23 protein-coding genes are annotated in these 20,593 nt (G+C 72.0%); 13 read left to right on the top strand and 10 right to left on the bottom strand.

The window, feature by feature from the left end; all coding sequences use genetic code 11:
* Positions 1–96: 96 nt before the first annotated feature.
* The 3 genes from ACWDZ4_RS01525 to sigE all read right to left on the bottom strand — a co-directional run bounded on the left by ACWDZ4_RS01525 (position 97) and on the right by sigE (position 3,432).
* A complete protein-coding gene (locus tag ACWDZ4_RS01525) occupies positions 97–1,632 on the bottom strand; it encodes a trypsin-like peptidase domain-containing protein (protein ID WP_451506442.1) in 1,536 nt (511 codons plus the stop codon).
* Positions 1,633–1,726: 94 nt separating this feature from the next.
* Positions 1,727–2,656, bottom strand: a complete 930-nt coding sequence (locus ACWDZ4_RS01520) for a zf-HC2 domain-containing protein (protein WP_451506441.1) — start codon at positions 2,654–2,656, stop codon at positions 1,727–1,729.
* Positions 2,653–3,432, bottom strand: coding sequence for an RNA polymerase sigma factor SigE (gene sigE, locus ACWDZ4_RS01515; protein WP_451506440.1), 780 nt, complete (start codon positions 3,430–3,432; stop codon positions 2,653–2,655). The genes ACWDZ4_RS01520 and sigE overlap by 4 nt, the downstream gene beginning before the upstream one ends.
* Positions 3,433–3,572: 140 nt before the next feature.
* Between sigE and ACWDZ4_RS01510 the strand changes: the two genes are divergently transcribed.
* Positions 3,573–4,238 (top strand): O-methyltransferase, encoded by a 666-nt coding sequence (locus ACWDZ4_RS01510; RefSeq protein WP_451506439.1) that lies wholly within the window; start codon positions 3,573–3,575, stop codon positions 4,236–4,238.
* A gap of 122 nt (positions 4,239–4,360) precedes the next feature.
* Here the strand turns inward: ACWDZ4_RS01510 and ACWDZ4_RS01505 are convergent, their stop codons facing one another.
* Positions 4,361–4,528, bottom strand: coding sequence for a DUF3117 domain-containing protein (locus tag ACWDZ4_RS01505; RefSeq protein ID WP_003966491.1), 168 nt, complete (start codon positions 4,526–4,528; stop codon positions 4,361–4,363).
* Between the two features lie 302 nt (positions 4,529–4,830).
* On the opposite strand from ACWDZ4_RS01505, the gene chcB reads away from it, so the two are divergent.
* Positions 4,831–5,631 carry a 2-cyclohexenylcarbonyl CoA isomerase gene (gene chcB, locus ACWDZ4_RS01500; protein WP_451506438.1) on the top strand — a complete coding sequence of 267 codons (801 nt, stop codon included), beginning with the start codon at positions 4,831–4,833 and terminating at the stop codon, positions 5,629–5,631.
* 22 nt (positions 5,632–5,653) lie between these two features.
* Here chcB and ACWDZ4_RS01495 read toward each other — a convergent pair whose 3' ends face one another.
* Together ACWDZ4_RS01495 and ACWDZ4_RS01490 are read right to left on the bottom strand one after the other, a co-directional pair.
* The gene (locus tag ACWDZ4_RS01495) at positions 5,654–6,253 is read right to left on the bottom strand and encodes a DNA-3-methyladenine glycosylase I (RefSeq protein ID WP_451506437.1); all 600 of its coding nucleotides are present in this window, start codon (positions 6,251–6,253) and stop codon (positions 5,654–5,656) included.
* On the bottom strand, positions 6,250–6,699 hold the full coding sequence (locus tag ACWDZ4_RS01490; RefSeq protein WP_451506436.1) for a DivIVA domain-containing protein: 450 nt from the start codon (positions 6,697–6,699) through the stop codon (positions 6,250–6,252). Before ACWDZ4_RS01490 ends, ACWDZ4_RS01495 begins: the two co-directional genes overlap by 4 nt.
* A 49-nt stretch (positions 6,700–6,748) precedes the next feature.
* Here ACWDZ4_RS01490 and folP point away from each other — a divergent pair, with 49 nt between their 5' ends.
* Positions 6,749–7,609 carry a dihydropteroate synthase gene (gene folP, locus ACWDZ4_RS01485; protein ID WP_451506435.1) on the top strand — a complete coding sequence of 287 codons (861 nt, stop codon included), beginning with the start codon at positions 6,749–6,751 and terminating at the stop codon, positions 7,607–7,609.
* Positions 7,610–7,736: 127 nt separating this feature from the next.
* Here folP and ACWDZ4_RS01480 read toward each other — a convergent pair whose 3' ends face one another.
* Both ACWDZ4_RS01480 and dapE read right to left on the bottom strand, forming a co-directional pair.
* Entirely contained in the window at positions 7,737–8,486 is a 750-nt protein-coding gene (locus ACWDZ4_RS01480; protein WP_451506434.1) for an LOG family protein, read from the bottom strand.
* Positions 8,487–8,555: 69 nt separating this feature from the next.
* Positions 8,556–9,635 (bottom strand): succinyl-diaminopimelate desuccinylase, encoded by a 1,080-nt coding sequence (dapE, locus tag ACWDZ4_RS01475; protein WP_451506433.1) that lies wholly within the window; start codon positions 9,633–9,635, stop codon positions 8,556–8,558.
* A gap of 96 nt (positions 9,636–9,731) precedes the next feature.
* On the opposite strand from dapE, the gene ACWDZ4_RS01470 reads away from it, so the two are divergent.
* Positions 9,732–10,718, top strand: a complete 987-nt coding sequence (locus tag ACWDZ4_RS01470; protein WP_451506432.1) for a heavy metal transporter — start codon at positions 9,732–9,734, stop codon at positions 10,716–10,718.
* 309 nt (positions 10,719–11,027) lie between these two features.
* Positions 11,028–11,456 carry an ATP-binding protein gene (locus ACWDZ4_RS01465; RefSeq protein ID WP_451506431.1) on the top strand — a complete coding sequence of 143 codons (429 nt, stop codon included), beginning with the start codon at positions 11,028–11,030 and terminating at the stop codon, positions 11,454–11,456.
* A gap of 103 nt (positions 11,457–11,559) precedes the next feature.
* Here the strand turns inward: ACWDZ4_RS01465 and ACWDZ4_RS01460 are convergent, their stop codons facing one another.
* Positions 11,560–12,660: a bifunctional succinyldiaminopimelate transaminase/glutamate-prephenate aminotransferase gene (locus ACWDZ4_RS01460; RefSeq protein ID WP_451506430.1), complete on the bottom strand. Its 1,101-nt coding sequence runs from the start codon at positions 12,658–12,660 to the stop codon at positions 11,560–11,562.
* A gap of 118 nt (positions 12,661–12,778) precedes the next feature.
* Entirely contained in the window at positions 12,779–13,099 is a 321-nt protein-coding gene (gene fdxA, locus ACWDZ4_RS01455) for a ferredoxin (RefSeq protein ID WP_019058397.1), read from the bottom strand.
* Between the two features lie 141 nt (positions 13,100–13,240).
* On the opposite strand from fdxA, the gene ACWDZ4_RS01450 reads away from it, so the two are divergent.
* The 8 genes from ACWDZ4_RS01450 to ACWDZ4_RS01415 all read left to right on the top strand — a co-directional run.
* The gene (locus ACWDZ4_RS01450) at positions 13,241–14,236 is read left to right on the top strand and encodes a GNAT family N-acetyltransferase (RefSeq protein WP_451506429.1); all 996 of its coding nucleotides are present in this window, start codon (positions 13,241–13,243) and stop codon (positions 14,234–14,236) included.
* Between the two features lie 78 nt (positions 14,237–14,314).
* Positions 14,315–15,148, top strand: a complete 834-nt coding sequence (locus ACWDZ4_RS01445) for a transglutaminase-like domain-containing protein (RefSeq protein WP_451506428.1) — start codon at positions 14,315–14,317, stop codon at positions 15,146–15,148.
* A gap of 143 nt (positions 15,149–15,291) precedes the next feature.
* Complete coding sequence (locus ACWDZ4_RS01440) at positions 15,292–15,927, top strand: MerR family transcriptional regulator (RefSeq protein ID WP_451506427.1); 636 nt, start codon at positions 15,292–15,294, stop codon at positions 15,925–15,927.
* A gap of 248 nt (positions 15,928–16,175) precedes the next feature.
* Positions 16,176–17,288 (top strand): sensor histidine kinase, encoded by a 1,113-nt coding sequence (locus ACWDZ4_RS01435; protein WP_451506426.1) that lies wholly within the window; start codon positions 16,176–16,178, stop codon positions 17,286–17,288.
* The gene (locus ACWDZ4_RS01430) at positions 17,251–17,919 is read left to right on the top strand and encodes a response regulator (RefSeq protein WP_451506425.1); all 669 of its coding nucleotides are present in this window, start codon (positions 17,251–17,253) and stop codon (positions 17,917–17,919) included. Before ACWDZ4_RS01435 ends, ACWDZ4_RS01430 begins: the two co-directional genes overlap by 38 nt.
* A gap of 273 nt (positions 17,920–18,192) precedes the next feature.
* Positions 18,193–18,990 (top strand): UbiA prenyltransferase family protein, encoded by a 798-nt coding sequence (locus tag ACWDZ4_RS01425; RefSeq protein WP_451506424.1) that lies wholly within the window; start codon positions 18,193–18,195, stop codon positions 18,988–18,990.
* Positions 18,991–19,125: 135 nt separating this feature from the next.
* Positions 19,126–19,863 carry an AfsR/SARP family transcriptional regulator gene (locus tag ACWDZ4_RS01420; RefSeq protein ID WP_451506423.1) on the top strand — a complete coding sequence of 246 codons (738 nt, stop codon included), beginning with the start codon at positions 19,126–19,128 and terminating at the stop codon, positions 19,861–19,863.
* A partial coding sequence (locus ACWDZ4_RS01415; protein ID WP_451506675.1) for a 4'-phosphopantetheinyl transferase family protein occupies positions 19,860–20,593 on the top strand: 734 nt, incomplete at its 3' end. The genes ACWDZ4_RS01420 and ACWDZ4_RS01415, both read left to right, overlap by 4 nt.

Genomic DNA, 20,593 nt, shown 5'->3' with positions numbered 1-20,593 from the left:
CCTGTGTCGTCGCTCACCTTCCGTCGCTCACCTTCCGTCGCTCACGTGTCGCCGCTCGCGTCCGGTCCTCGCGTGCCGTCGCCCGCGTGCCTCCGCTCACTTGCCGTCCGCCGAGCCGAGCGTCACGGTGACGGCCCGTTCCCGGCCGGCGCGCACCACGGTCAGTTCGAGGCGGTCGCCGGGGCGGTGGGCGCGGATCCTGACGATCAGCTCCTGGCCGTTGTGCACCTTCTGGCCGTCGACCTCGGTGATGATGTCGCGCGGCTCGATCCCGGCCCGGGCGCCGGGGCCGCCGGGCGTCACCGCCGGGCCTTCCCCGCCCTTGGCGCCGACGCGGGCGCCGTCGCCCGTGTACTTCATGTCCAGGGTGACGCCGATCACCGGGTGCGTCGCCCGGCCGGTGTTGATCAGTTCCTCGGCGACCCGCTTGCCCTGGTTGATGGGGATCGCGAAGCCCAGGCCGATGCTGCCGCCCTGGCCGCCCTCCAGGCCCGTACCGCTGTCGGCCGCCCGTATGGCGCTGTTGATGCCGATGACGCGGGCCTGCGCATCCACCAGCGGACCACCCGAATTGCCCGGGTTTATCGGAGCGTCGGTCTGGAGCGCGTTGACATAGCTGATGTCGCTGCCGTCGCCCTTCTCGCCGCCCGCGGTGATGGGGCGCTCCTTGGCGCTGATGATCCCGGAGGTCACGGTGTTCTGGAGGTCGAACGGAGCGCCGATGGCCACCACCGGGTCCCCCACCCGCACGTTCTCGGAGTTGCCCAGGGGCAGCGGCTTGAGCCCGTCGACCCCCAGGACGCGGACGACCGCGAGGTCGTAGCCGCTGTCCTTGCCGACGATCTTCGCCTTGGCGCTCTGGCCGCCGCTGAAGGTGACGGTGACGGTGCCGCTCGCTCCGGCCGGCGCGACCACGTGGTTGTTGGTGAGGATGTGGCCCTTCGCGTCGAGTACGAAGCCGGTGCCCGTGCCCTGCTCGCCGGCCCCGCTGACGTGCAGGGTGACCACGCTCGGCAGGGCGCTGGCCGCGATGCCCGCGACACTGTCGGGGGCGCGGCCCCTGCCGTCCTCCGCCCGGGCCTGGGGAAGCTCGACGCGGGTGACGCCGCCGTTGCGTTCGACGTACGCCCCGACGCCGCCGCCGATGCCACCGGCGACCAGCGCGATCAGCAGCGCCCCGGCGAGCAGCGCACCCCGGCGGCCTCTCCTCTTCCGGCCGCCGTCCGTCCCCGACGGGTCACCGGGGTGGACCAGCGGCTGCCGGTGCGCACCCCAGGGGTCGTACTGCAGCCAGTGGGAGGGCTGGAGGTGCGGCGTCAGGGGCACGCCGGTCCGGGTCGCCGAAGGCGCTGCCGGCGGTACGAAGGTGCCCTGCGGCGGGGTCGGCACCGGCCGCTGCACGGGCGGTGCGGGGGCCCAGGGCCCCGCGCCCCCGTACGGCGGTGTCGCGTACGGGTCGGGCGCGTGCAGGGGCTGCGGACGCGGGTGCGGCTGCGTGGGCTCGGAGCCCAGCGACGTCACGGGGCCGGACTCCGCGGGTACCGGTATCGGTGCCGGCCCCGGTGCCTGGCGGACCGGCGCGGGGCGGCTCCACCACTTCGCCTTCGGCCCGGTGGGCACGCCCTCGTCCATGTTCTCCCCGCAACCCCACGGGCACGCCCGTGGGGCAGTGCCACTTCGCTGTCCGCGCCCCCGTGGGGACGCCCCTCCCAGGATTCAACCAGTCTCAGGGGGAAACGGGCAGCCCGGACTGGGACGGAGCGGCCAGGCGGAGCGGCGACGGCGGTGCGGTCAGCAGCAGGCTCCGGCCGGGGACGGGCCCCGGCGACAGGACAGCGGCCGACGGACGTATCAGCGGCAGCGGGAGCTGGCCGGTGAGCGCGGGCGCCGAGAAAGGCTGTGTCAGCGAGACGCTCCGGACCCCGGCGGCGACCGGGCCGGCCGTGGCAGCGGGGGCGGGCCGCCCGGTGGACGCGGCGAGGAGACCGTTGCCCGGGGGGCGGCGGCGGGTGTTCTCCGTGGCGCCGCCGCTCGGGCTCGCCGCACGCGGCGGCGTGACGTTGTTGCCCGATCCGCCGCTCCTGGCACTGGGCTCGCCCGCGGATCCGACGGGCATGGCGCCGCCGAGCGCGAACGCGGCGAGCGAGACGGCGCTCGCCGCCGCGAAGGCCAGCCGCCTCCCGCGCCCACCGGAGCGCTCCGCATCCGCGCGGCCCACGTCATGGATCCGGAAACCACGGCCGGACGCGGCGCCCGGCAGCGCACCGCCGTGCCCGGCGGCCGGCACGTAGTGGAAGTCGAAGGTGCCGCCGGGTCTGCCGGGTCTCGCCCCCGGGGCGTCGCCGCCGAAGACTCCGTGCCCGAAGCTTCCCTGCCCGAACGGCCTGGTGCCGTCGCCGTCCTCACCACCGTCGGGTCCGCCACCGGGCAGCCCCTGGAGCCGGGCGAGCAGCCCTTCGGAGGGCGGGGGCGGTGCGGTGGTGGAGAAGACGTTCTTCAGGCGGCGCTGGGCGTCGGCCTCGGCCTTGCACTTGGCGCAGGTCGCCAGGTGCGACAGGACACGCTCGCGGACGTCGTGGCTCAGCTCGCCGTCCACCAGGGCGGCCAGCCGGTCCCCCAGGTGCTGCTCGGCAGAGGTCGGTCGGGTGCCACTCACTCGGCTCCGCCCTCTCCGCCCACCACGGGGGCACCGGGGCCCACGGTCGCGAGCGAACGCTGCTCGGCGCGCGCTTCGGGAGACCGGTGCTTCAGAGCCTTGCGCAGGTGGGAGCGGCCGCGGTGGATGCGGCTGCGTACGGTCCCGAGCTTGACGCCCAGGGTCGCGGCGATCTCCTCGTACGACAGGCCCTCGATGTCACAGAGCACGACCGCCGCCCGGAACTCGGGCGCGAGGGTGTCCAGCGCCTGCTGCACGTCCGCGTCGAAGTGGGTGTCGTTGAAGACCTGCTGCGGGGACGGCTCGCGGCTCGGCAGCCGCTCCGCGGCGTCGTCGCCGAGCGCGTCGAAGCGGATGCGCTGCTTGCGGCGGACCATGTCCAGGAACAGGTTGGTCGTGATGCGGTGCAGCCAGCCCTCGAAGGTGCCGGGCGTGTACGTCGACAGCGAACGGAAGACGCGGACGAAGACCTCCTGCGTGAGGTCCTCGGCATCGTGCTGATTTCCTGTCAGGCGGTAGGCGAGACGGTACACGCGACCGCTGTGCGTGCTGACGATCTCCTCCCACGTGGGAGGCGTCCACGCCTGGGATTCCGCATCTGAGGCGAAGGTCGCGGTCTGTGCGGAGTGCGTGGGACGTGCGCGGTCAGCAATGTCGGTCACGGATTTCGGCTCACCCGCCGACCTGAGAAAGCGCCGCAGCACTCCTCCCCGATCCACAGGCGCAGCCGCACCTCCCCTATCGGCTCTGGTGGTGTCCAGTGGAGCCCCTACCATAGCCACCTCGCCCGTTAGCTCCGGATAAGCATCTTTACGAGAATTTGGAACTCGCATGCCGTCCTGATCCATGTCCCCCCGTCCTCTCCTAACGCCCGGTCCCATCTGCGGGTTCCCGACGCCAGCGGATACAGTCACGGTTGCGCCAACTACGGGGACAGGAGAGGGCCATTACCGCCAACCGGCAGACGAACTGGGCGTTCGCCGACGCCTATGTCGCCGAGGACGAAGCCCTGCGCTGGGCGCGTGACCGGGCCGAGGAGGCAGGACTGCGCTCGGTGTCACCCGGCACCGGCGCCGCGCTGCGCCTCCTCGCCGCCACCGCGGACGCCAAGGCAGTGGCGGAAATCGGTACGGGCACCGGCGTTTCCGGCATCTACCTGCTGAACGGGATGCGACCCGACGGCGTACTCACCACCGTGGACCCGGAGCCGGAGCGGCAGCAGTTCGCCCGCGAGGCGTTCCGCGCGGCCGGCTTCGCCGGGAACCGTGCGCGCTTCATTCCCGGACACGCCCTGGACGTGCTCCCCCGCCTCGCCGACGGCGGGTACGACCTCGTCTTCTGCGACGGCGACCTGCACGAGTGCATGGACTATCTCGCTGAATCGTTGCGCCTGTTGCGACCCGGCGGAATCGTCGTGTTCGAAGGCGTCTTCGCGGACGGCCGTACGGTCGACTCCTCGGCGCAGGCGGCGGAGGTCCAGCGCCTGCGCGAACTGCTGCGCGAGGTGCGCGAGAGCCGCAGCCTCCTCCCGACGCTGCTCCCGGTCGGCGACGGCCTCCTCTGCGCGGTACGCCGCAGCTGACCCGGGTGCGGCCCCCGCACCTGACCCGGGTGCGCCCCGCGCGGCGGATCCGGGGCCGGACACACCACTGCCCCGGCACGCCAGTGGCGTGCCGGGGCAGTGGAAAGTTCGGTGCTTCCGCGTTAGCCGACGACCTTCTTCAGAGCGTCGCCGAGCGCATCGGCCTCATCCGGAGTCAGCTCGACGACAAGTCGTCCGCCGCCTTCGAGCGGAACGCGCATGACGATGCCCCGCCCCTCCTTGGTCACCTCGAGCGGGCCGTCGCCCGTTCGCGGCTTCATGGCCGCCATGCTCGTTCCCCTTCCTGAAACCAGCTCATCGCAGCCGACAACCCAGGTGTCACCGGCATCGAACACATTGCTTCCAGGCCATTATCCCGCATCACAGGACCCAATGACCAACATCGTTCGGCATCGCTTGCGCAACGCGCTCTCTCAAAACCACTCAATTCGGCGTTCCGCCTGCGATACTTCGCCGCCGTTGGGCACCTGGGGGCCTCACTTTGTTAGACGCAGGTCACATGTGCAGCTCCGGTGATCTCCGCCATGCTGGGCGAGGACATGCCTGCCGAGCTGCAAAAGGGGACCCACCGATGGCCGACACCGTGCTCTACGAGGTGACCGACGGACTCGCGACGATCACGATCAATCGTCCCGAGGCCATGAACGCCATGAACACCGAGGCCAAGGTCGCCCTGCGGGACGCGGTGCAGGCCGCGGCCGCCGATCCGGCGGTACGGGCGGTCCTGCTCACCGCCGCCGGCCGGGCGTTCTGCGTCGGCCAGGACCTCAAGGAGCACATCTCCTCGCTCGCCGCCGACCGCGAGGCGGGCACCGGCCGGACCATGAACACGGTGCGCGAGCACTACAACCCCATCGTGCGGGCCCTGACCGGGATGCCGAAGCCCGTCGTCGCCGGGGTCAACGGCGTCGCCGCCGGCGCGGGCGCGGGCTTCGCGTTCGCCGCCGACTACCGGGTCGTCGCCGACACGGCCGCCTTCAACACGTCCTTCGCGGGGGTCGCACTGACCGCCGACTCGGGCGTCTCGTGGACCCTGCCGCGCCTGATCGGCCAGGGCCGCGCCGCCGACCTGCTGCTCTTCCCGCGCTCGGTCCCCGCGCAGGAGGCGTTCGAGCTGGGCATCGCCAACAAGATCGTGCCCGGCGCCGACCTGGCCGCCGAGGCCGAGGCCGTCGCCCGCGCCCTGGCCGCGGGCCCCACCCTGGCGTACGCCGCGCTCAAGGAGTCCCTGGCGTACGGCGCGGACCACAGCCTGGACGAGACCCTCGAGAAGGAGGACGAACTCCAGACGCGGGCGGGCGCGTCGGAGGACCACGCCATCGCGGTGCAGGCGTTCATCGCCAAGGAGAAGCCGCAGTACCTCGGCCGCTAGGACCGCCAGTCCGCCGGGTCCGCTACGTCCGTGCCGCTCCGCCGCGCGCCACGCACGGGGCGAGATGGTCGTCGACCAGACCGCACGCCTGCATCAGCGCGTACGCCGTGGTGGGGCCGACGAACCGTATGCCGCGCTTCTTGAGCGCCTTGGACAGCGCGACGGACTCCGGGGTGATCGCGGGGACGTCCGAGACCGTCCGCGGGGCCGGGCGGGTCGCGGGGTCCGGGGCGTACGACCAGATCAGGGCGTCCAGCTCGCCGGCGCGCCAGCCGGCGAGCGTCCTGGCGTTGGCGAGGGTCGCCTCGATCTTGGCGCGGTTGCGGATGATCCCGGGATCGGCGAGCAGGCGCGCGGCGTCCTCGTCGGTGAAGGCGGCCACCGACGCGATCTCGAAACCGGCGAAGGCGGTACGGAAGCCCTCCCGCCGGCGCAGGATCGTCAGCCAGGACAGGCCGGACTGGAACGCCTCCAGGCAGAGGCGCTCGTACAGCGCGTCGTCGCCGTGGACCGGCCGGCCCCACTCGCCGTCGTGGTACGCGACGTACTCCGCGGTGGCCAGGCCCCACGGGCAGCGGAGCCTGCCGTCGGGGCCCGGCGCGGCGCCGCCCGCCTCCGTCATGACCGGGGCCCCTCGTCGGAGGCGTCGGAGGCAGGGGCGTCCTTGAAGGGGGCGTCCCCCAAGAGGCCCGCACCGCCGACCGCGCCGGCCTGGACACCGGCCAGCGCGGCCTCCAGCTCGGCGATCCGCGCGTCCCGCTCGGCGAGCTCGGCGCCGAGACGGCCGAGCACGTCGTCGACGTCACCCATCCGGTAGCCCCGGGGAGCCATCGGAAGGCGCAGCGCCTCGATGTCGGCGCGGCCCACCGGGCGCGTCACGGGCAGCGGGTCCACGAGCTGCTCGGGCGCCGCCTCGGGCAGGGCCCCGCCTGCGCCGTCGCCTCCGCCGACCACGACGAGGGTGACCGCGGCGACCACGACGACCATCGCCACCACCAAGAACAAGAACACGAGTGTCTCCCCGGGCCACGCGCACCTACCGAAACCGTCCAGTCCCGATCGTGCCATGCGGCACCGACAGTTAAGGTCGCAGGCGACCGACGCGAGGAGGAAAACGGTGCTCAGGCTGGGACAACGCGAGTTCGGAGCGCACGAGCCGGTGATCATGGCGATCGTGAACCGGACCCCTGATTCCTTTTACGACCAGGGTGCGACGTTCCGCGACGAACCCGCGCTCGCCCGCGTCGAGCAGGCGGTGTCGGAGGGCGCCGCCATCATCGACATCGGCGGCGTGAAGGCCGGTCCCGGCGAAGAGGTGAGCGCGGCCGAGGAGGCGCGGCGCACGGTCGGTTTCGTGGCCGAGGTGCGCAGGCGCCACCCGGACGTGGTGATCAGCGTCGACACCTGGCGCCACGAGGTGGGCGAGGCGGTCTGCGAGGCGGGGGCGGACCTGCTGAACGACGCGTGGGGCGGCGCCGACCCCCGGCTGGCCGAGGTGGCGGCCCGTTACGACGTGGGCCTGGTGTGTACGCACGCGGGCGGCGCACAGCCGCGGACCCGGCCGCACCGGATCGCGTACGACGACGTGATGGCGGACATCCTCGGTGTCACGCTCGGCCTGGCAAGGCGCGCGGAGGGCCTGGGCGTACGGCGTGACGCGATCCTGATCGACCCGGGGCACGACTTCGGCAAGAACACCCGGCACAGCCTGGAAGCGACCCGCAGGCTGGGCGAGATGGTGGAGACGGGGCGGCCGGTGCTGGTCTCGCTGTCCAACAAGGACTTCGTCGGCGAGACGCTCGACAAGCCGGTGAAGGAACGGCTCGTCGGGACGCTGGCGACGACGGCGGTGTCCGCGTGGCTGGGGGCGCAGGTCTACCGCGTGCACGAGGTGGCGGAGACGCGGCAGGTGCTGGACATGGTGGCGTCCATCGCGGGGCACCGGGCGCCGGCGGTCGCGCGGCGGGGGCTGGCCTGAGCGGGGCGGGCGGGGCGCCGCCCCTGGCTCCGCTCCTCTCGCACTCCCCGGACTCCGTCCCGGGGCCCGAGGGGCCGAAGGCTGCCGCACTGCCGCGGCCTTCAGCCCCTCGGGCGTCCGCCGGCTGCTACCGCTCCGACTCCTTCGACACCAGCGCCACCGCCTCCTTCACGCTGTCCGTCACGTGGAACAGCAGCAGGTCCCTCTCGGACGCCTTGCCCTGGGCGATCACCGTGTCGCGCAGCCAGTCGACCAGGCCGCCCCAGTACGCCGTGCCGAAGAGCACGATCGGGAAGCGGGTGACCTTGCGGGTCTGGACGAGGGTGAGGGCCTCGAAGAGCTCGTCCAGGGTGCCGAGGCCGCCCGGCAGGACCACGAAGCCGTGCGCGTACTTCACGAACATGATCTTGCGGACGAAGAAGTAGCGGAAGTTCACGCCGATGTCGACGTGCGCGTTGATGCCCTGCTCGAAGGGCAGCTCGATCCCGAGGCCGACCGAGATGCCCTTGGCGTCCCGCGCCCCCTTGTTCGCCGCCTCCATCGCCCCGGGACCGCCGCCCGTGATGACCGCGAACCCCGCTTCGGCCAGCCCCCTGCCGAGTTCCACGCCCGCTTCGTAGTCGGGCGTACCCGGCCGCGTGCGCGCCGAACCGAAGACGCTGATGGCGGGGGGCAGTTCGGCGAGGGCGCCGAAGCCGTCCACCAGCTCCGCCTGCATCCGCATGACCCGCCAGGGGTCCGTGTGCACCCAGCCGGTGTCGCCGTCGGAGTCCAGCAGCCGCTGGTCGGTGGTGCCCGGCTGGATCTGGTCGCCACGGCGTACCACAGGGCCCAGACGCTGCTCTTCCGGTACCCGCTCCTCTTCAGGAATCGTCATGCCGTACTCCCTCCGCTGCCGAACATTGTCCGGTCAGGGTAGATCCACAGACGTGACGAACAGTGAAATTCAGGCAGTCAGCCAGGCGCGCAGCCGTTCTTCGCAGTGCGTGATCCGCTCGACGGCGACGTGCTCGTCCCGCTTGTGCGCGAAAAGCGCGTCCCCGGGGCCGTAGTTGACCGCGGGCACGCCGAGCGAGCTGAAGCGCGCGACGTCGGTCCAGCCGAACTTGGGCCGCGCGCTGCCGCCCACCGCCGCCATGAACGCCGCGGCGGCCGGGTGCGAGAGGCCGGGCAGGGCCGCCCCCGAGTGGTCGTCCACGACGAACTCCGCGACGCCGCAGTCCTGGAAGACCTCCCGCACGTGCGCGATCGCCTCCTCCTCGCTGCGGTCGGGCGCGTAACGGAAGTTGACCGTCACCGTGCACGCGTCGGGGATGACGTTGCCCGCCACGCCGCCCTCGATCGCGACGGCGTTGAGGCCCTCGCGGTACTCCAGTCCGTCGATCACGGGCCGCCTCGGCTCGTACGCCGCCAGCCTGGCCAGGATCGGCGCCGCCGAGTGGATCGCGTTGGACCCCATCCAGCTCCGCGCCGAGTGCGCCCGCTCCCCCGCGGTGCGCAGCAGGACCCGCAGCGTGCCCTGGCAGCCGCCCTCGACCTGCGCGTCGGACGGTTCGAGGAGTACGGCGAAGTCGCCCACGAGCCAGTCGGGGTGCGCGTCGGCGACGTGTCCGAGGCCGTTCAGGTGCGCGGCGACCTCTTCGTTGTCGTAGAAGACGAAGGTCAGGTCCCGGTTGGGCGCGGGGACGGTCGCGGCGATACGCAGCTGGACGGCGACGCCGGACTTCATGTCGCTCGTACCGCAGCCCCACAGGACGCCGTTCTCGTCGAGCCTGGACGGCACGTTGCCGGCGATCGGCACGGTGTCGATGTGCCCGGCCAGGACGACCCGCTCGGCGCGCCCCAGGTTCGTCCGGGCCACCACGTTGTTGCCGTGCCGGCCGACGGTCAGGTGCGGCAGCGCGCGCAGCGCCTCCTCGACGGCGTCGGCGAGTGCCTTCTCGTTGCCGCTCTCCGACGGGAAATCGACGAGCCGGGCGGTCAGCGCGGGGGCGTCCAGGGCGAGGTCAAGCAGGGGTTCGGCCATGCCCCGAGCCTAACGGCCCGGGCCGGGGAGGAGGCGGGCGGACGGAAGCGCGAGGACCCCACGGGGCCCGCGGCCGCCTCCAGTACCTTTGGCAGCGTGCCTGAGTCCACCTCTTCCCTCACTCGCGGCCGCACCCTGCGCATCGTGGCGGGTGTCGCCGTGCTGCTGGCGCTGGCCGGGTACCTGGTGGCGCAGTACGTGACCGGCGGCGGAGGCGCGCCGCGCTGTGTCGTGCGCTCCGCGGAGGGCGACGGGGCGACGTACGGGATCAGTCCGGAGCAGGCGGTCAACGCCGCGACGATCTCCGCCGTCGGCACCTCGCGCGGGCTGCCGGAGCGGGCGGTGACGATCGCGCTCGCGACCGCGCTCCAGGAGTCGGCGCTGCGCAACATCGAGCACGGCGACCGGGACTCGCTGGGGCTCTTCCAGCAGCGCCCGTCGCAGGGCTGGGGCACCGAGAAGCAGATCCTCGACCCCGGGTACTCGGCGGGGAAGTTCTACGAGCAGCTGGAGAAGGTCCCCGGCTACTCCCGGCTGCCGCTGACCGTCGCCGCCCAGCGCGTCCAGCGCAGCGGCTTCCCGCAGGCGTACGCGAAGCACGAGCCGGACGCGGCGCTGCTGGCCGCCGCGCTCACCGGGCGCGCGCCCGCGTCGCTGACCTGTTCGGCGCCCCTGGACGCGCAGCGGGGCGAGCCGGCCGACGTACGGGCCGCGCTGGTACGGGATTTCGGGTCCGACGTACTGCCCGGGGCCCCGGCGGCGGGGTCCCCGGACCCGGCGCGGACCACCGGCGCGCCGGCCGGTGCGGGCGGCTCCGCGGACGCGGGCGCGAAGCCCGGCAGCGCCTCCGCGACGACGGTGACCGTGCCGGTGCCCGCGCAGGCGGCGGGCGGCAGCAGGGCCGGCGGGGACCGGCGCGGCTGGGAGCTCGCGCACTGGGCCGTCGCTCACTCCTCCGAGCTGCACATCGAACAGGTCTCCTACGCGGGCCGCGTGTGGACCACCGGGGATGCCGGGAAGAAATGGCAGCCGGAGAACACGGGAAAGGGCTCCGGAGAGGTCCGGATCACCACCGCGCAATAGTGCGAACGGTCACCCGGAAGCGGTAAGCGGATCACGCGGGAGCCCGGGCGCGCGCACACCGGCGGGCCCTTGCCCCTCCCTCCCCCCGATTCCCCGGGAAACAAAGGGGAGCAGCCTTCCCGAAGCCCTCCGGCGCCCCATTCCCGCACAGATCATTTGCCCGGGTTCATCCGCAGCCGATAATGCGACGCATTGCAAACTCTTTACCTTGGTGCACCGCAACCTCTCCCGCCCTGTGAGCGGTTGTCATGGCGTCTGATCGTCGGACCGACCGTCCCGACTCAACGTCTCTCCCGTCTAAGGAGCACCATGTCTCTCCCCCTGACCCGTCGGATCGCCCGCGCCGCACTGATCATCGCGGCCGGCGCAGCCCCCGTGGTCGGTGCTGCCGGCTCCGCGAGCGCCGCCGGCCTTCCCGCCCCGGAGCTGGGCGGCCTGACCGCCCTGGACGGCGCCGGTCTCGGCGACACCGTCGACGGAGCGGCGCAGAACAGCACCAAGGCGGCGGGTGACACCGGCAGCAAGGCCGTCAAGAAGGCCGTCCCGGCCGCGGGCAAGACCGTCGGCAAGACCGGCAAGACGGCCACCCCGGCCGCGCAGAAGGCGGCCGGTGACGTCGCGGGCTCCGCCGGTGAGGTCGTCGGCGAGACCACCTCGACCGCGACCGACGGGGGCCTGCCCGTCGGCGGCGGCCTGCCGGCCGACCAGCTGCCCACCAAGGGCCTCCCGCTCGGCTAGTCCGTACGCGGAACAGAGCCAAGCAGAACAGAAGAAGGCGGAAGGGGCCCCGGGGAGCACGAACTCCCCGGGGCCCCTTCGCGCGCCGTGTGCGCGTGGGCCGTCAGCCGCCGAGGCGCTTGACCGCCGCCGCGACGCGCTCGTCGGTGGCCGTGAACGCCACCCGTACGAAACGGCCCCCCGCGGGCCCGTAGAAGTCGCCGGGGGCCACCAAAATCCCCAGCTCCGCCAGACGGGCCACCGTCTCCCAGCACGGCTCGTCACGCGTCGCCCACAGGTACAGGCTCGCCTCGCTGTGCTCGATCCGGAAGCCGTGCGCCTCCAGCGCGGTCCGCAGCGCCGCGCGCCGGTCCGCGTACCGCTCCCGCTGCTCCGCCACGTGCGCGTCGTCGCCGAGCGCCGCGACCGTCGCCGCCTGCACCGGCGCCGGCGTCATCATGCCGCCGTGCTTGCGGATCTGGAGCAGGTCGCCGAGGACGGCCGCGTCGCCCGCGACGAAGGCCGCACGGTAGCCGGCCAGGTTGGAACGCTTGGAGAGCGAGTGGACGGCGACGATGCCCTCGTACGTACCGCCGCAGACGTCCGGGTGCAGTACGGAGACGGGCTCGGCCTCCCAGCCCAGCTCCAGGTAGCACTCGTCGCTGAAGACCAGCACGCCGTGCTCGCGCGCCCACGCGACGATCCGGGTCAGCTCGTCCTTGGCCAGGACACGGCCGGTCGGGTTGGAGGGCGAGTTGAGCCAGAGGAGCTTGAGGCGGGCGGGGTCGAGGTCCGCCACCGGGTCGTCGTACACGACCGGCTCGGCGCCCGCCAGCCGCGCGCCCACCTCGTACGTCGGGTACGCGAGCCGGGGGTACGCCACCTGGTCGCCGGCGCCCAGTCCGAGCTGCGTCGGCAGCCAGGCCACCAGCTCCTTCGAGCCGACGACCGGCAGGACGTTGGCGTGCGTCACACCGCGTGCGCCCAGGCGCCGCTCCACCCACCCCGTGAGCGCGTCCCGCAGCGCGGCCGTGCCCCACACCGTCGGATAGCCCGGGGAGTCCGCAGCCGCGACGAGGGCCCGCTGGACCAGTTCGGGGACCGGGTCGACGGGCGTGCCGACGGACAGGTCCACGATGCCGTCCGGATGGGCGGCCGCCGTCGCCTTGTACGGCTCCAGCTTGTCCCAGGGGAAGGTGGGCAGACGGTCAGTGACTGCGGACACGGTGGGTCGCTTTCTCGTGCTCGGACGGGCGCGGACTCTGGCTCTGGCTCTGGAAACGCCCCGGTCCCGTACGGCGGGCAGGCCGTACGGGACCGGGGCGGCGCACTTGCCTCGTCGCTTACTGGTTCTGCGGCGGGAGCGCGGCGACGAAGGGGTGGTCGCGCTCGATCAGGCCGAGCTTGGAAGCACCACCGGGCGAGCCGAGCTCGTCGAAGAACTCGACGTTCGCCTTGTAGTAGTCCTTCCACTCCTCGGGGGTGTCGTCCTCGTAGAAGATGGCCTCGACCGGGCAGACCGGCTCACAGGCACCACAGTCGACGCATTCGTCCGGGTGGATGTACAAGGACCGGGAGCCCTCGTAGATGCAGTCGACCGGGCACTCCTCGATGCACGCCTTGTCCTTGACGTCGACACAAGGCTGCGCGATGACGTAGGTCACGCTGTCGTTCCTCCTCGATAGGGCGCGGCGGGCCGATCTGCGGCTCCGTCCACGTGGCGCGCGGGAGCGCGGCGTCGTCGATGCCCGCCTCTAGTATCTCCGTTCCCGGGCACGATCCGAACAGGAGGGGCGGACAGAGCTGTGGAATTCACTGCCGGCGGACGACTCGAGGTCCGCATTTCGCCTGCTGACGTGGGCAAACGGGTATCAGTCAGACGACTCGACGAGGCCGGGGCGCCGGGGGCGAAGTTCACCGACACGGTCGGTGTTCTCACATCCTGGGACGACGGGGTGCTGTCGATCACACGGCGCGGCGGCGAGTCGGTCCGTATCTCCGAATCCTCCCTGATTGCGGGCAAGGTCGTGCCCTCCGCTCCGGCCCGGCGGCGCGGTCCCGCGGCGACTTTCGGGGAGCTGGCGCGCGTGTGCGCACGCGCGTGGCAGCCCGTCGAGAGCGAGCCGCTCGGCGAGTGGCGGCTGCGCGCCGCCGGCGGCTTCACCCGGCGCGCCAACTCGGTGCTGCCGCTCGGGGAGCCCGGGATGCCCGTCGATGTGGCGCTGGAGCGGGCACGGGAGTGGTACGCGGCGCGGGGGCTTCCCGCGTACGTCCAGGTCTCCACCGGGGCCGAGGGCACGCAGGAACGCCTCGCAGCCGAACTGGAGCGGCTCGGGTGGACGCGCGAAGTCAGCGCCGAGGTGCGGATCGCCGCGCTCGCACCGATCGGGGACCGGGACGCGGACGTGTCGCGGGTCCGGCTGGAGCGGGCGTGCGACGCGGCCTGGCTCGCGCGCTACCAGCGGTTCGGGGAGCCGGGGCCGCACGTGATGAAGGTCCTGGAGAGCGGGCCTTCGGTGTGGTTCGCCTCCGTCCCCGGCGAGGGGGAGGTGCCCGCCGCGATAGGGCGGTGTGCCGTCGACGGGCGGTGGGCCGGGTTCCTGGCGGTCGAGGTCGATCCGGCGTACCGGCGGCAGGGACTCGCCGGCGCCGTGATGACGGCGCTGGCGCGGCGGGCGCTGGAGGAGGGCGCGTCGGCCGCGTGGCTCCAGGTCGAGGCCGGAAACGAGGGCGCGCGGGCGCTGTACGACGGCATGGGTTTCGCCACCCACCACAGCTACCACCACTTCCGGCCGGCATAGGCGAGTGCGGGCGTAGACGGGCTACGCGCGTGGAGGGGCACGAGGGGCACGAGGGGCGTAGAGGGGCACGAGGGGCGCATGGGACGATCGACCGAACACGAACGGCGGCAGCGGTTCGCCGAGGAGGCCCGCTCCGAGCGGCCGGACCTCGCGCTGCTGTGCCTGCTGGTGGCCGCGGAGGCGGACGCGTCGCTGGACGAGGCCGGGATCGACGCGGCCGAGATGGAACTCGACCGGCTGGCGGGCCTGCTGCCGTTTCGTCCCGGCGGGGCGCGGGGGTGGGCCTCGGCCGTGTCCGGCCTGCTGGGTGCGCGCTGCGGGTTCGGGGGATCGCCCGGGGACTACCGGCGGCTGGAGTCCTCGCTGCTGCACGAGGTGCTGCGGCGGCGGCGCGGACTGCCGATCCTGCTGTCCGTGGTGTGGATCGAGGTCGCCCGGCGGGCGGGCGCGCCGGTGTACGGGGTCGCCCTGCCCGGCCACTTCGTCGTGGGCTTCGGGTCCGGGGAGGAGCGGGTCCTCGTGGACCCCTTCGACGGCGGACGGCTGCTGACGGAGGCGGACGCGGAGCTGCTGGTGGCGGGGGCGACGGGGGAGCCGCTCGGTCCTTCGATGCCGGCGCCGGCGGATCCGCCGGCGATCGTGGCGCGGATCCTGAACAACATCCGGACGTGGGCGGCGGCCCGCCCGGAGCGTACGGACGTCCAGTTGTGGGCGGTGGAACTGTCCCTGCTGCTGCCGTCGCACGCGGCCCGGCTGAGGTTCGAGCGGGCGCAGCTGCTGGTGCGGCGCGGCGACTTCCTGGGCGGGGCGGCGGAGATGGAGGCGTACGCGGAGGTGGTGGCGGCGGTGGACCCGGCGGCGGCGAAGACCCTCCGCGGCCAGGCACGGGCGGCACGGGCCCGCCTGAACTGAACAGCTTCCCTGTACCCGTGGGGTGAGGGGCGCTGTTTCTTTCGAGGCAGTGGGGGACGGAGTCGGGTTCACGGGCTTGTAGGGGGGTCCGCGGCCTGCATAGGGTCCCGGCAACCCCGACCAGATCCCGAAGGTGGTGAGGTGTGCCGCTTTCAGAGCTGAGCCGCCAGACAGGCGTCCCCGTCCGGGCGCTCCAGATGTACCTCGACATGGAGCTGCTGCACGCCGAGCCCGTGTACGACGAGCGGCATGTCCGCCGGGTCACGTTGATCAGGACGCTGCTGGACGTCGGTGGCGTCCCGTACGCCGCGGTACGGAAGATCCTGCGCCGCATCGACTCCTCCCCGCCGTCGCTGCACGAGGTGCTCGAAACCGTGCTGTACGCCCTGCCCGTACGCGGAACCGCCTCCCAGGAGGAAGAGGAGCAGGAGGAGTGGGCCCGGGCCCGGCAGCTCACGGCCCGGCTGGCCGAGGCGCGCAACTGGCAGGTGAACGAGGAGAACCCGGCGTGGCTGACGCTCACCCAGGTGCTGGTCGCGTGCGAGTGGCTGGAACAGCGCGACGTGCTGCGGCTGCTGGACACCTACGCCGACGCGCTGGAGCGGATCGGCGAGGCGGAGGTGGCGCTGCTGAGGTCGCGGCCGGCCCCGGACAGCGTCGCGGCCGGCATGGTGACCTCCGCCGTGCTGGGCGACGTCGCGCTGTCCGCACTGCGCAGGCTTATTCATGAACATTTCTCAAATCTCGCGGAGCAGGGAGAGCCGACGCAGCGCAATTGACCGGGGGACGGCACGCGGCACGCCTGTTCCCGGTGTCGGCCCATTGCCCAGTACCCTTGAAACCGGCTCAAGTTGATGAATGAACAACCGTATTCCGTCACTTGACAACCCGACGGGACACGCGGCATCATCCAAACGATCCCCGACTCCCTTTCCCCTTGACAGCGTCGTCGAGATGTGCGAAGAGCGGCGTCGGGTGTCGACCGGCGGGGGGGACAGGTGTGAGTAGCGCGCCATGCCAGGATGCGTTGAACGATCAGATAGATCCGGAGGGTTCGAGGCTTGCCGCGCAATTACTGGCACTCGAACCCGAAATCCTCGACGCCTATCGGCGACTTCTGATCGAACAGAAGAACCCGCTGGGAATGCATGCCGAGATCTGGCTCTCCTGCAGTGAGCAGGGCCGTCACATTCTCGCGGAATGCGCCCACGCACTGCGGCACGGAAATTCCGCACCGCTCAATCCCCAACTGACCAGCAAAACCCGCAAGCTGGGCGGGGCTCGGATATCCCAGGGGGTTACGCCGGTATATTCCGTGCGCGCCGGGTCCCTGTTCTTCAACCTCACGCTGGACTTCCTGGGGCGGCTCCTCGAAGGCAGCCCGGGCTCCGAGCACTACCTGATGAAGGCACTTCCCGCCCTGCAGACCGCCATCACCCGGCGGCTGGAGGAGGGTTCCACCGGTCAGGAACTGTTCCTGCTGGACGTCGTACGCGACGCCGCCCAGCAGGGCCGGCACGGGATGGCCCGCGAGATCCACGACCGGATCGGCAGCTCGGCCAGCCTGGCCCTGCGCCAGCTGGAGCTCTACGAGCTCACCCAGAACTCCTCGTCGCCGGCGGACGTCCGGCTGAGCAGCCTCAAGCAGGCCATCCTGGAGACGCTGTACACGACCCGGGACATCGTCACCGAGCTTCGCACCCGAAACGACTCCACCCGGTCCCTCCAGGTCGCGCTCTCCGCCTTCGTGACCGCGATGGCGGTCGAAGTGCCCTCGGTGGGAATCCAGGTGGCCGACCCCGACGACCTGCTGCCGTCCGCGCTCTGCGACGACCTGTTCATCATGGTGCGCGAGTGCCTGCGCAACGCGCTGGCCCACGCGTCCGCCTCCCGCGTCACCATCGACGTGGAGGTCGGCGCGTACGAGGCGCGGGCCGTGGTGCGGGACGACGGCATCGGTTTCTCGCCCGCCAAGCAGCGGGGGAACGGGCTGGCCTCGCTCCGCGAGCGAGCGCTGCTGCTGGGCGGGCAGGTCACCATCACCAGTACACCGGGAGCCGGTACAGCCGTCACGCTTCGCGTCCCCATCACGGAGGAGAATCATGCAGACGACGGACCACGACGTGGAGCCGACGACTGAGCCCATCCGCATCATCGCCGTAGACGATCACTCGCTCCTGCGCAGCGCGCTGTGTGAGCTGATCAACACCGAGCCGGATCTCCATGTGGTGGCGGACGTGAACACCTCCAAGGGCCTCGGTGACCTGATCGAGCGGACGGGGGCGCAGGTGGTGCTGCTCGACGTGGAGATGCCCGACCACCACGCGCCCAGCGTGGTGAGCGAATTGACGGAGCGTTTCCCCGAGCTGCACGTGCTCATGCTGACCATGTACCACGAGGCACAACTCGTGCAGGAGCTGATCGCCCGCGGCGCACGCGGCTATCTGCACAAGAGCGTGCCGCGCGAGTCGCTGATCTCCGCCATCCGCAACACGGCCACGCACACCCCGAACATCACCATTGCCGTACCGCGCAGTGGAATATCAGAATCCGGTTTTGGTGAGGCGAGACAGACGCTCTCGCCCCGGGAACGCGAAGTCATCACCCATGCGGCGGCGGCTCTGAGCAACCGCCAGATTTCCAACAAGCTGCATATCACCGAAGGAACCGTCAAGCGTCACCTTCGGAACATCTTCGAGAAACTTGGCGCCGTCTCCCGTATCGACGCCGTGAACAAAGCCATCGAAGCCCAGCTGATCAGAAGGCCCTGACGGCCCGCCCGGTGAAACGACGGAATACCGCCGGTCATACGTCTTAGGGAGTACAGCTGCTGCTCCATGGTGGTCTGTGCCGCCACCGACGCCCAGCATAAATTCATCAGCATGCCGACAGCGACGTACGCGAGGCCCCAGACTTCCAGTACCCCCAGATATTCGAGCTATTCGCGTGACACGAAATCTACGGGATTCCACCGCGCACGGCTTCTCCTGTTCTGCCTCCAGGAATGCCGGCCCGCCGTCCTGACCATTTTCCTCGTTCGTTTCGTGGTGGCGGGCACGGCCGGCCTGCCCTCGGTCGCCGCGGCCCCCTCCGCCCTGGTGCTCGGCTCGCTGGTGTGGCTGGCTTCGGTCGCCTTCACCTACCTCTACAACGGGGTGACGGACATCGGGGAGGACCGCGCCAACGGTTCCCGCCGCCCCATCGCCCGCGGCGACCTGCCCGTCGCCCACGCCCGGCGCATCGCCTGGGCGCTGGCCGTCTTCGCCCTGGCCGGGGCCGCCTCCCTCGGGCACGTCATGTTCGCCGTCACCCTCTGCATGATCGCGCTCGGGTACGCCTACTCCGCCCCCGGACTCTCCCTCAAGAGCCGGACCCCGGACACCATCGCGGTGGTCGTCGCCAGCGGCGCCCTCACCTACTTCGCGGGGTGGCTCGCCGGAGCCGCGCCGCTCACGGCCCACCTGGTCGTACTCGCCATCGCCATGACGCTGTGGATGGGACTGGTCGGCGCCGTGGCGAAGGACTTCTCCGACGCCCAGGGCGATGCCAAGCACGGCCGGCGCAACTGGACGGTGCTGTGGGGCGGCCGCGTCACCGCGGTCATCGTCTCGGTCGGCGCCGTCGCCGTCGGAGTCGGTCTCCTGGTCTGCGCCGTGGCTCTCGCGCTGCCGGAGCTGCTGGCCCCCGCCGGCGTGGTGCTGGCCGGTGCGCTGGCCCTGGCTGTCGCGGCACTCACCGCACGGCCCGGCGACTCGCGCTCCCGCAGGCGTCTGCCGTACCGAATCTTCATGATCACGCAGCATGTGACGCATCTCGTCACACTCGCCCAGCCGGTCTCCTGACACCGCCCGAAAACTCCCGGAACCGACTGGAACCGGCTGGAGCCGACCGGAGCCGACCGGGCCCACCACGCAGAACGGGGATTCATGATGAGCGACATCAGTGGAGTCAAGGCCGGTTTCCGAATACTGGGGCCCTTGGAGGGGTTCAGCGGCTCCGCGGTGCACCGGCCCCGCGGGCCCAAGGTCCGCAACCTGCTCGCCCTGCTGGCCGTGCGCGCGCACGACATCGTCGAAGTGGACACGCTCGTCGAGGAGCTGTGGGACGGTTCGCCGCCGTCCACCGCCGTCAGCACCGTACGTACCCACGTGTACCACCTGCGCCAGGAACTGGAGCGCGAGCTGGGCGCCGAGGCCATGCACGGGGTCATCGCCACCGAGGCCACCGGCTACTCGCTGCGCCCGGCGCCCGGCCAGCTCGACCTCGATGCCTTCACCCGGCTGTACGGGCAGGGACGCGCCGAGATGCGCGCCGGGAACCGCGAGACCGCTCTGGAGCGGTTCGACGCGGCGCTCGGCCTGTGGCGCGGCCGCACCCTCGCCGATGTGACGCAGGGCCGGGTGCTCGCCGGTCACGCCGTCAGGATCGAGGAACTGCGGGTGCGCGCGCAGGAGTTGCGCATCGAAGCGGCGATGGGCCTGGGCCGCCACCGGGAGCTGGTGCCCGAACTGCGCCGGCTGGTCGCCACGCACCCGCTCAACGAGTGGATGCACGCCAGGCTGATCGACGCCCTGCACCGGTCGGGGCGCCGCGGCGACGCGCTCCGCGCGTTCCACGACGTACGGGCCGTACTGGACCGGGAGCTGGGCCTGGAGCCCTCCGAGGACCTGCGGCAGCTTCAGCACCACATCCTGGCAGGCGGTTCAGCAGCGTGAGTACGGCCGGCATCAGCATCTGGACGGTGCGCAGCGAGCGGGGGGCGGCGTCCCCGGAAGAGGAGTACGCCGTCCTCGACGCGGCGGAGCGCGAGCGGATGGCCCGGTTGCGGCGCGAGCGGGACCGGGCGCGGTACCGCACCGTCCACCACGCGTTCCGGGTGATCCTCGGGCAGCGGCTCGGGATCGCGCCCCAGGAAGTGGGCTTCCGCCGCCACTGCGCGCACTGCGACGAGGACGGGCACGGCAAGCCGGTGCCTCACGGGCCGGACGGGACGGTGCTCTCCGCGAGCCTGTCGCACTCCGGCCGGTACGCCCTGATCGCGGTCTGCGACTCCCCGTGGGTGCCGGTCGGCGTCGACATCGAGCGCATCCGGCCGCACATGGACTGGACCGCGATCCCGTGCGTGTCGGGCGGCCGCGGCACCCACGGCTTCGAGCAGTGGACCCGGGCCGAGGCCCTGGTCAAGGCGGCCGGCACGGGCCTCAGCCGCACTCCCCCGCGCTACACCGGCCAGTCCTTCGGGTCCTGGCGCGCGGCGCGGGTGCCGGGCTCGGGGCGCGACTGGTTCGTACGGAGCGTCCGCAGCCCCGACGGGTACGCGGCGTCGGTGGCCGGCGGCAGCCCGGAGGCGCCGAAACCGCCGAAATATCCGGCGAACCCGAGCGCCATACCGGCCGCAAGGCCGACCACCGCCATGTTCATCCTGCGCTCCCTCTACTGGAGACG

It is taken from the genome of Streptomyces sp. NPDC003016, assembly GCF_053591455.1.
This window is presented reverse-complemented; position numbering and strand designations above follow the sequence as displayed.

Coding starts and splice junctions, on each gene's coding strand:
- ACWDZ4_RS01525 (WP_451506442.1), bottom strand. CDS start 1,632: ATGGACGAGGGCGTGCCCACCGGGCCGAAGGCGAAGTGGTGGAGCCGC.
- sigE (WP_451506440.1), bottom strand. CDS start 3,432: ATGGTAGGGGCTCCACTGGACACCACCAGAGCCGATAGGGGAGGTGCG.
- ACWDZ4_RS01505 (WP_003966491.1), bottom strand. CDS start 4,528: ATGGCGGCCATGAAGCCGCGAACGGGCGACGGCCCGCTCGAGGTGACC.
- chcB (WP_451506438.1), top strand. CDS start 4,831: ATGGCCGACACCGTGCTCTACGAGGTGACCGACGGACTCGCGACGATC.
- ACWDZ4_RS01495 (WP_451506437.1), bottom strand. CDS start 6,253: ATGACGGAGGCGGGCGGCGCCGCGCCGGGCCCCGACGGCAGGCTCCGC.
- ACWDZ4_RS01490 (WP_451506436.1), bottom strand. CDS start 6,699: ATGGCACGATCGGGACTGGACGGTTTCGGTAGGTGCGCGTGGCCCGGG.
- ACWDZ4_RS01480 (WP_451506434.1), bottom strand. CDS start 8,486: ATGACGATTCCTGAAGAGGAGCGGGTACCGGAAGAGCAGCGTCTGGGC.
- dapE (WP_451506433.1), bottom strand. CDS start 9,635: ATGGCCGAACCCCTGCTTGACCTCGCCCTGGACGCCCCCGCGCTGACC.
- ACWDZ4_RS01465 (WP_451506431.1), top strand. CDS start 11,028: ATGTCTCTCCCCCTGACCCGTCGGATCGCCCGCGCCGCACTGATCATC.
- ACWDZ4_RS01445 (WP_451506428.1), top strand. CDS start 14,315: ATGGGACGATCGACCGAACACGAACGGCGGCAGCGGTTCGCCGAGGAG.
- ACWDZ4_RS01430 (WP_451506425.1), top strand. CDS start 17,251: ATGCAGACGACGGACCACGACGTGGAGCCGACGACTGAGCCCATCCGC.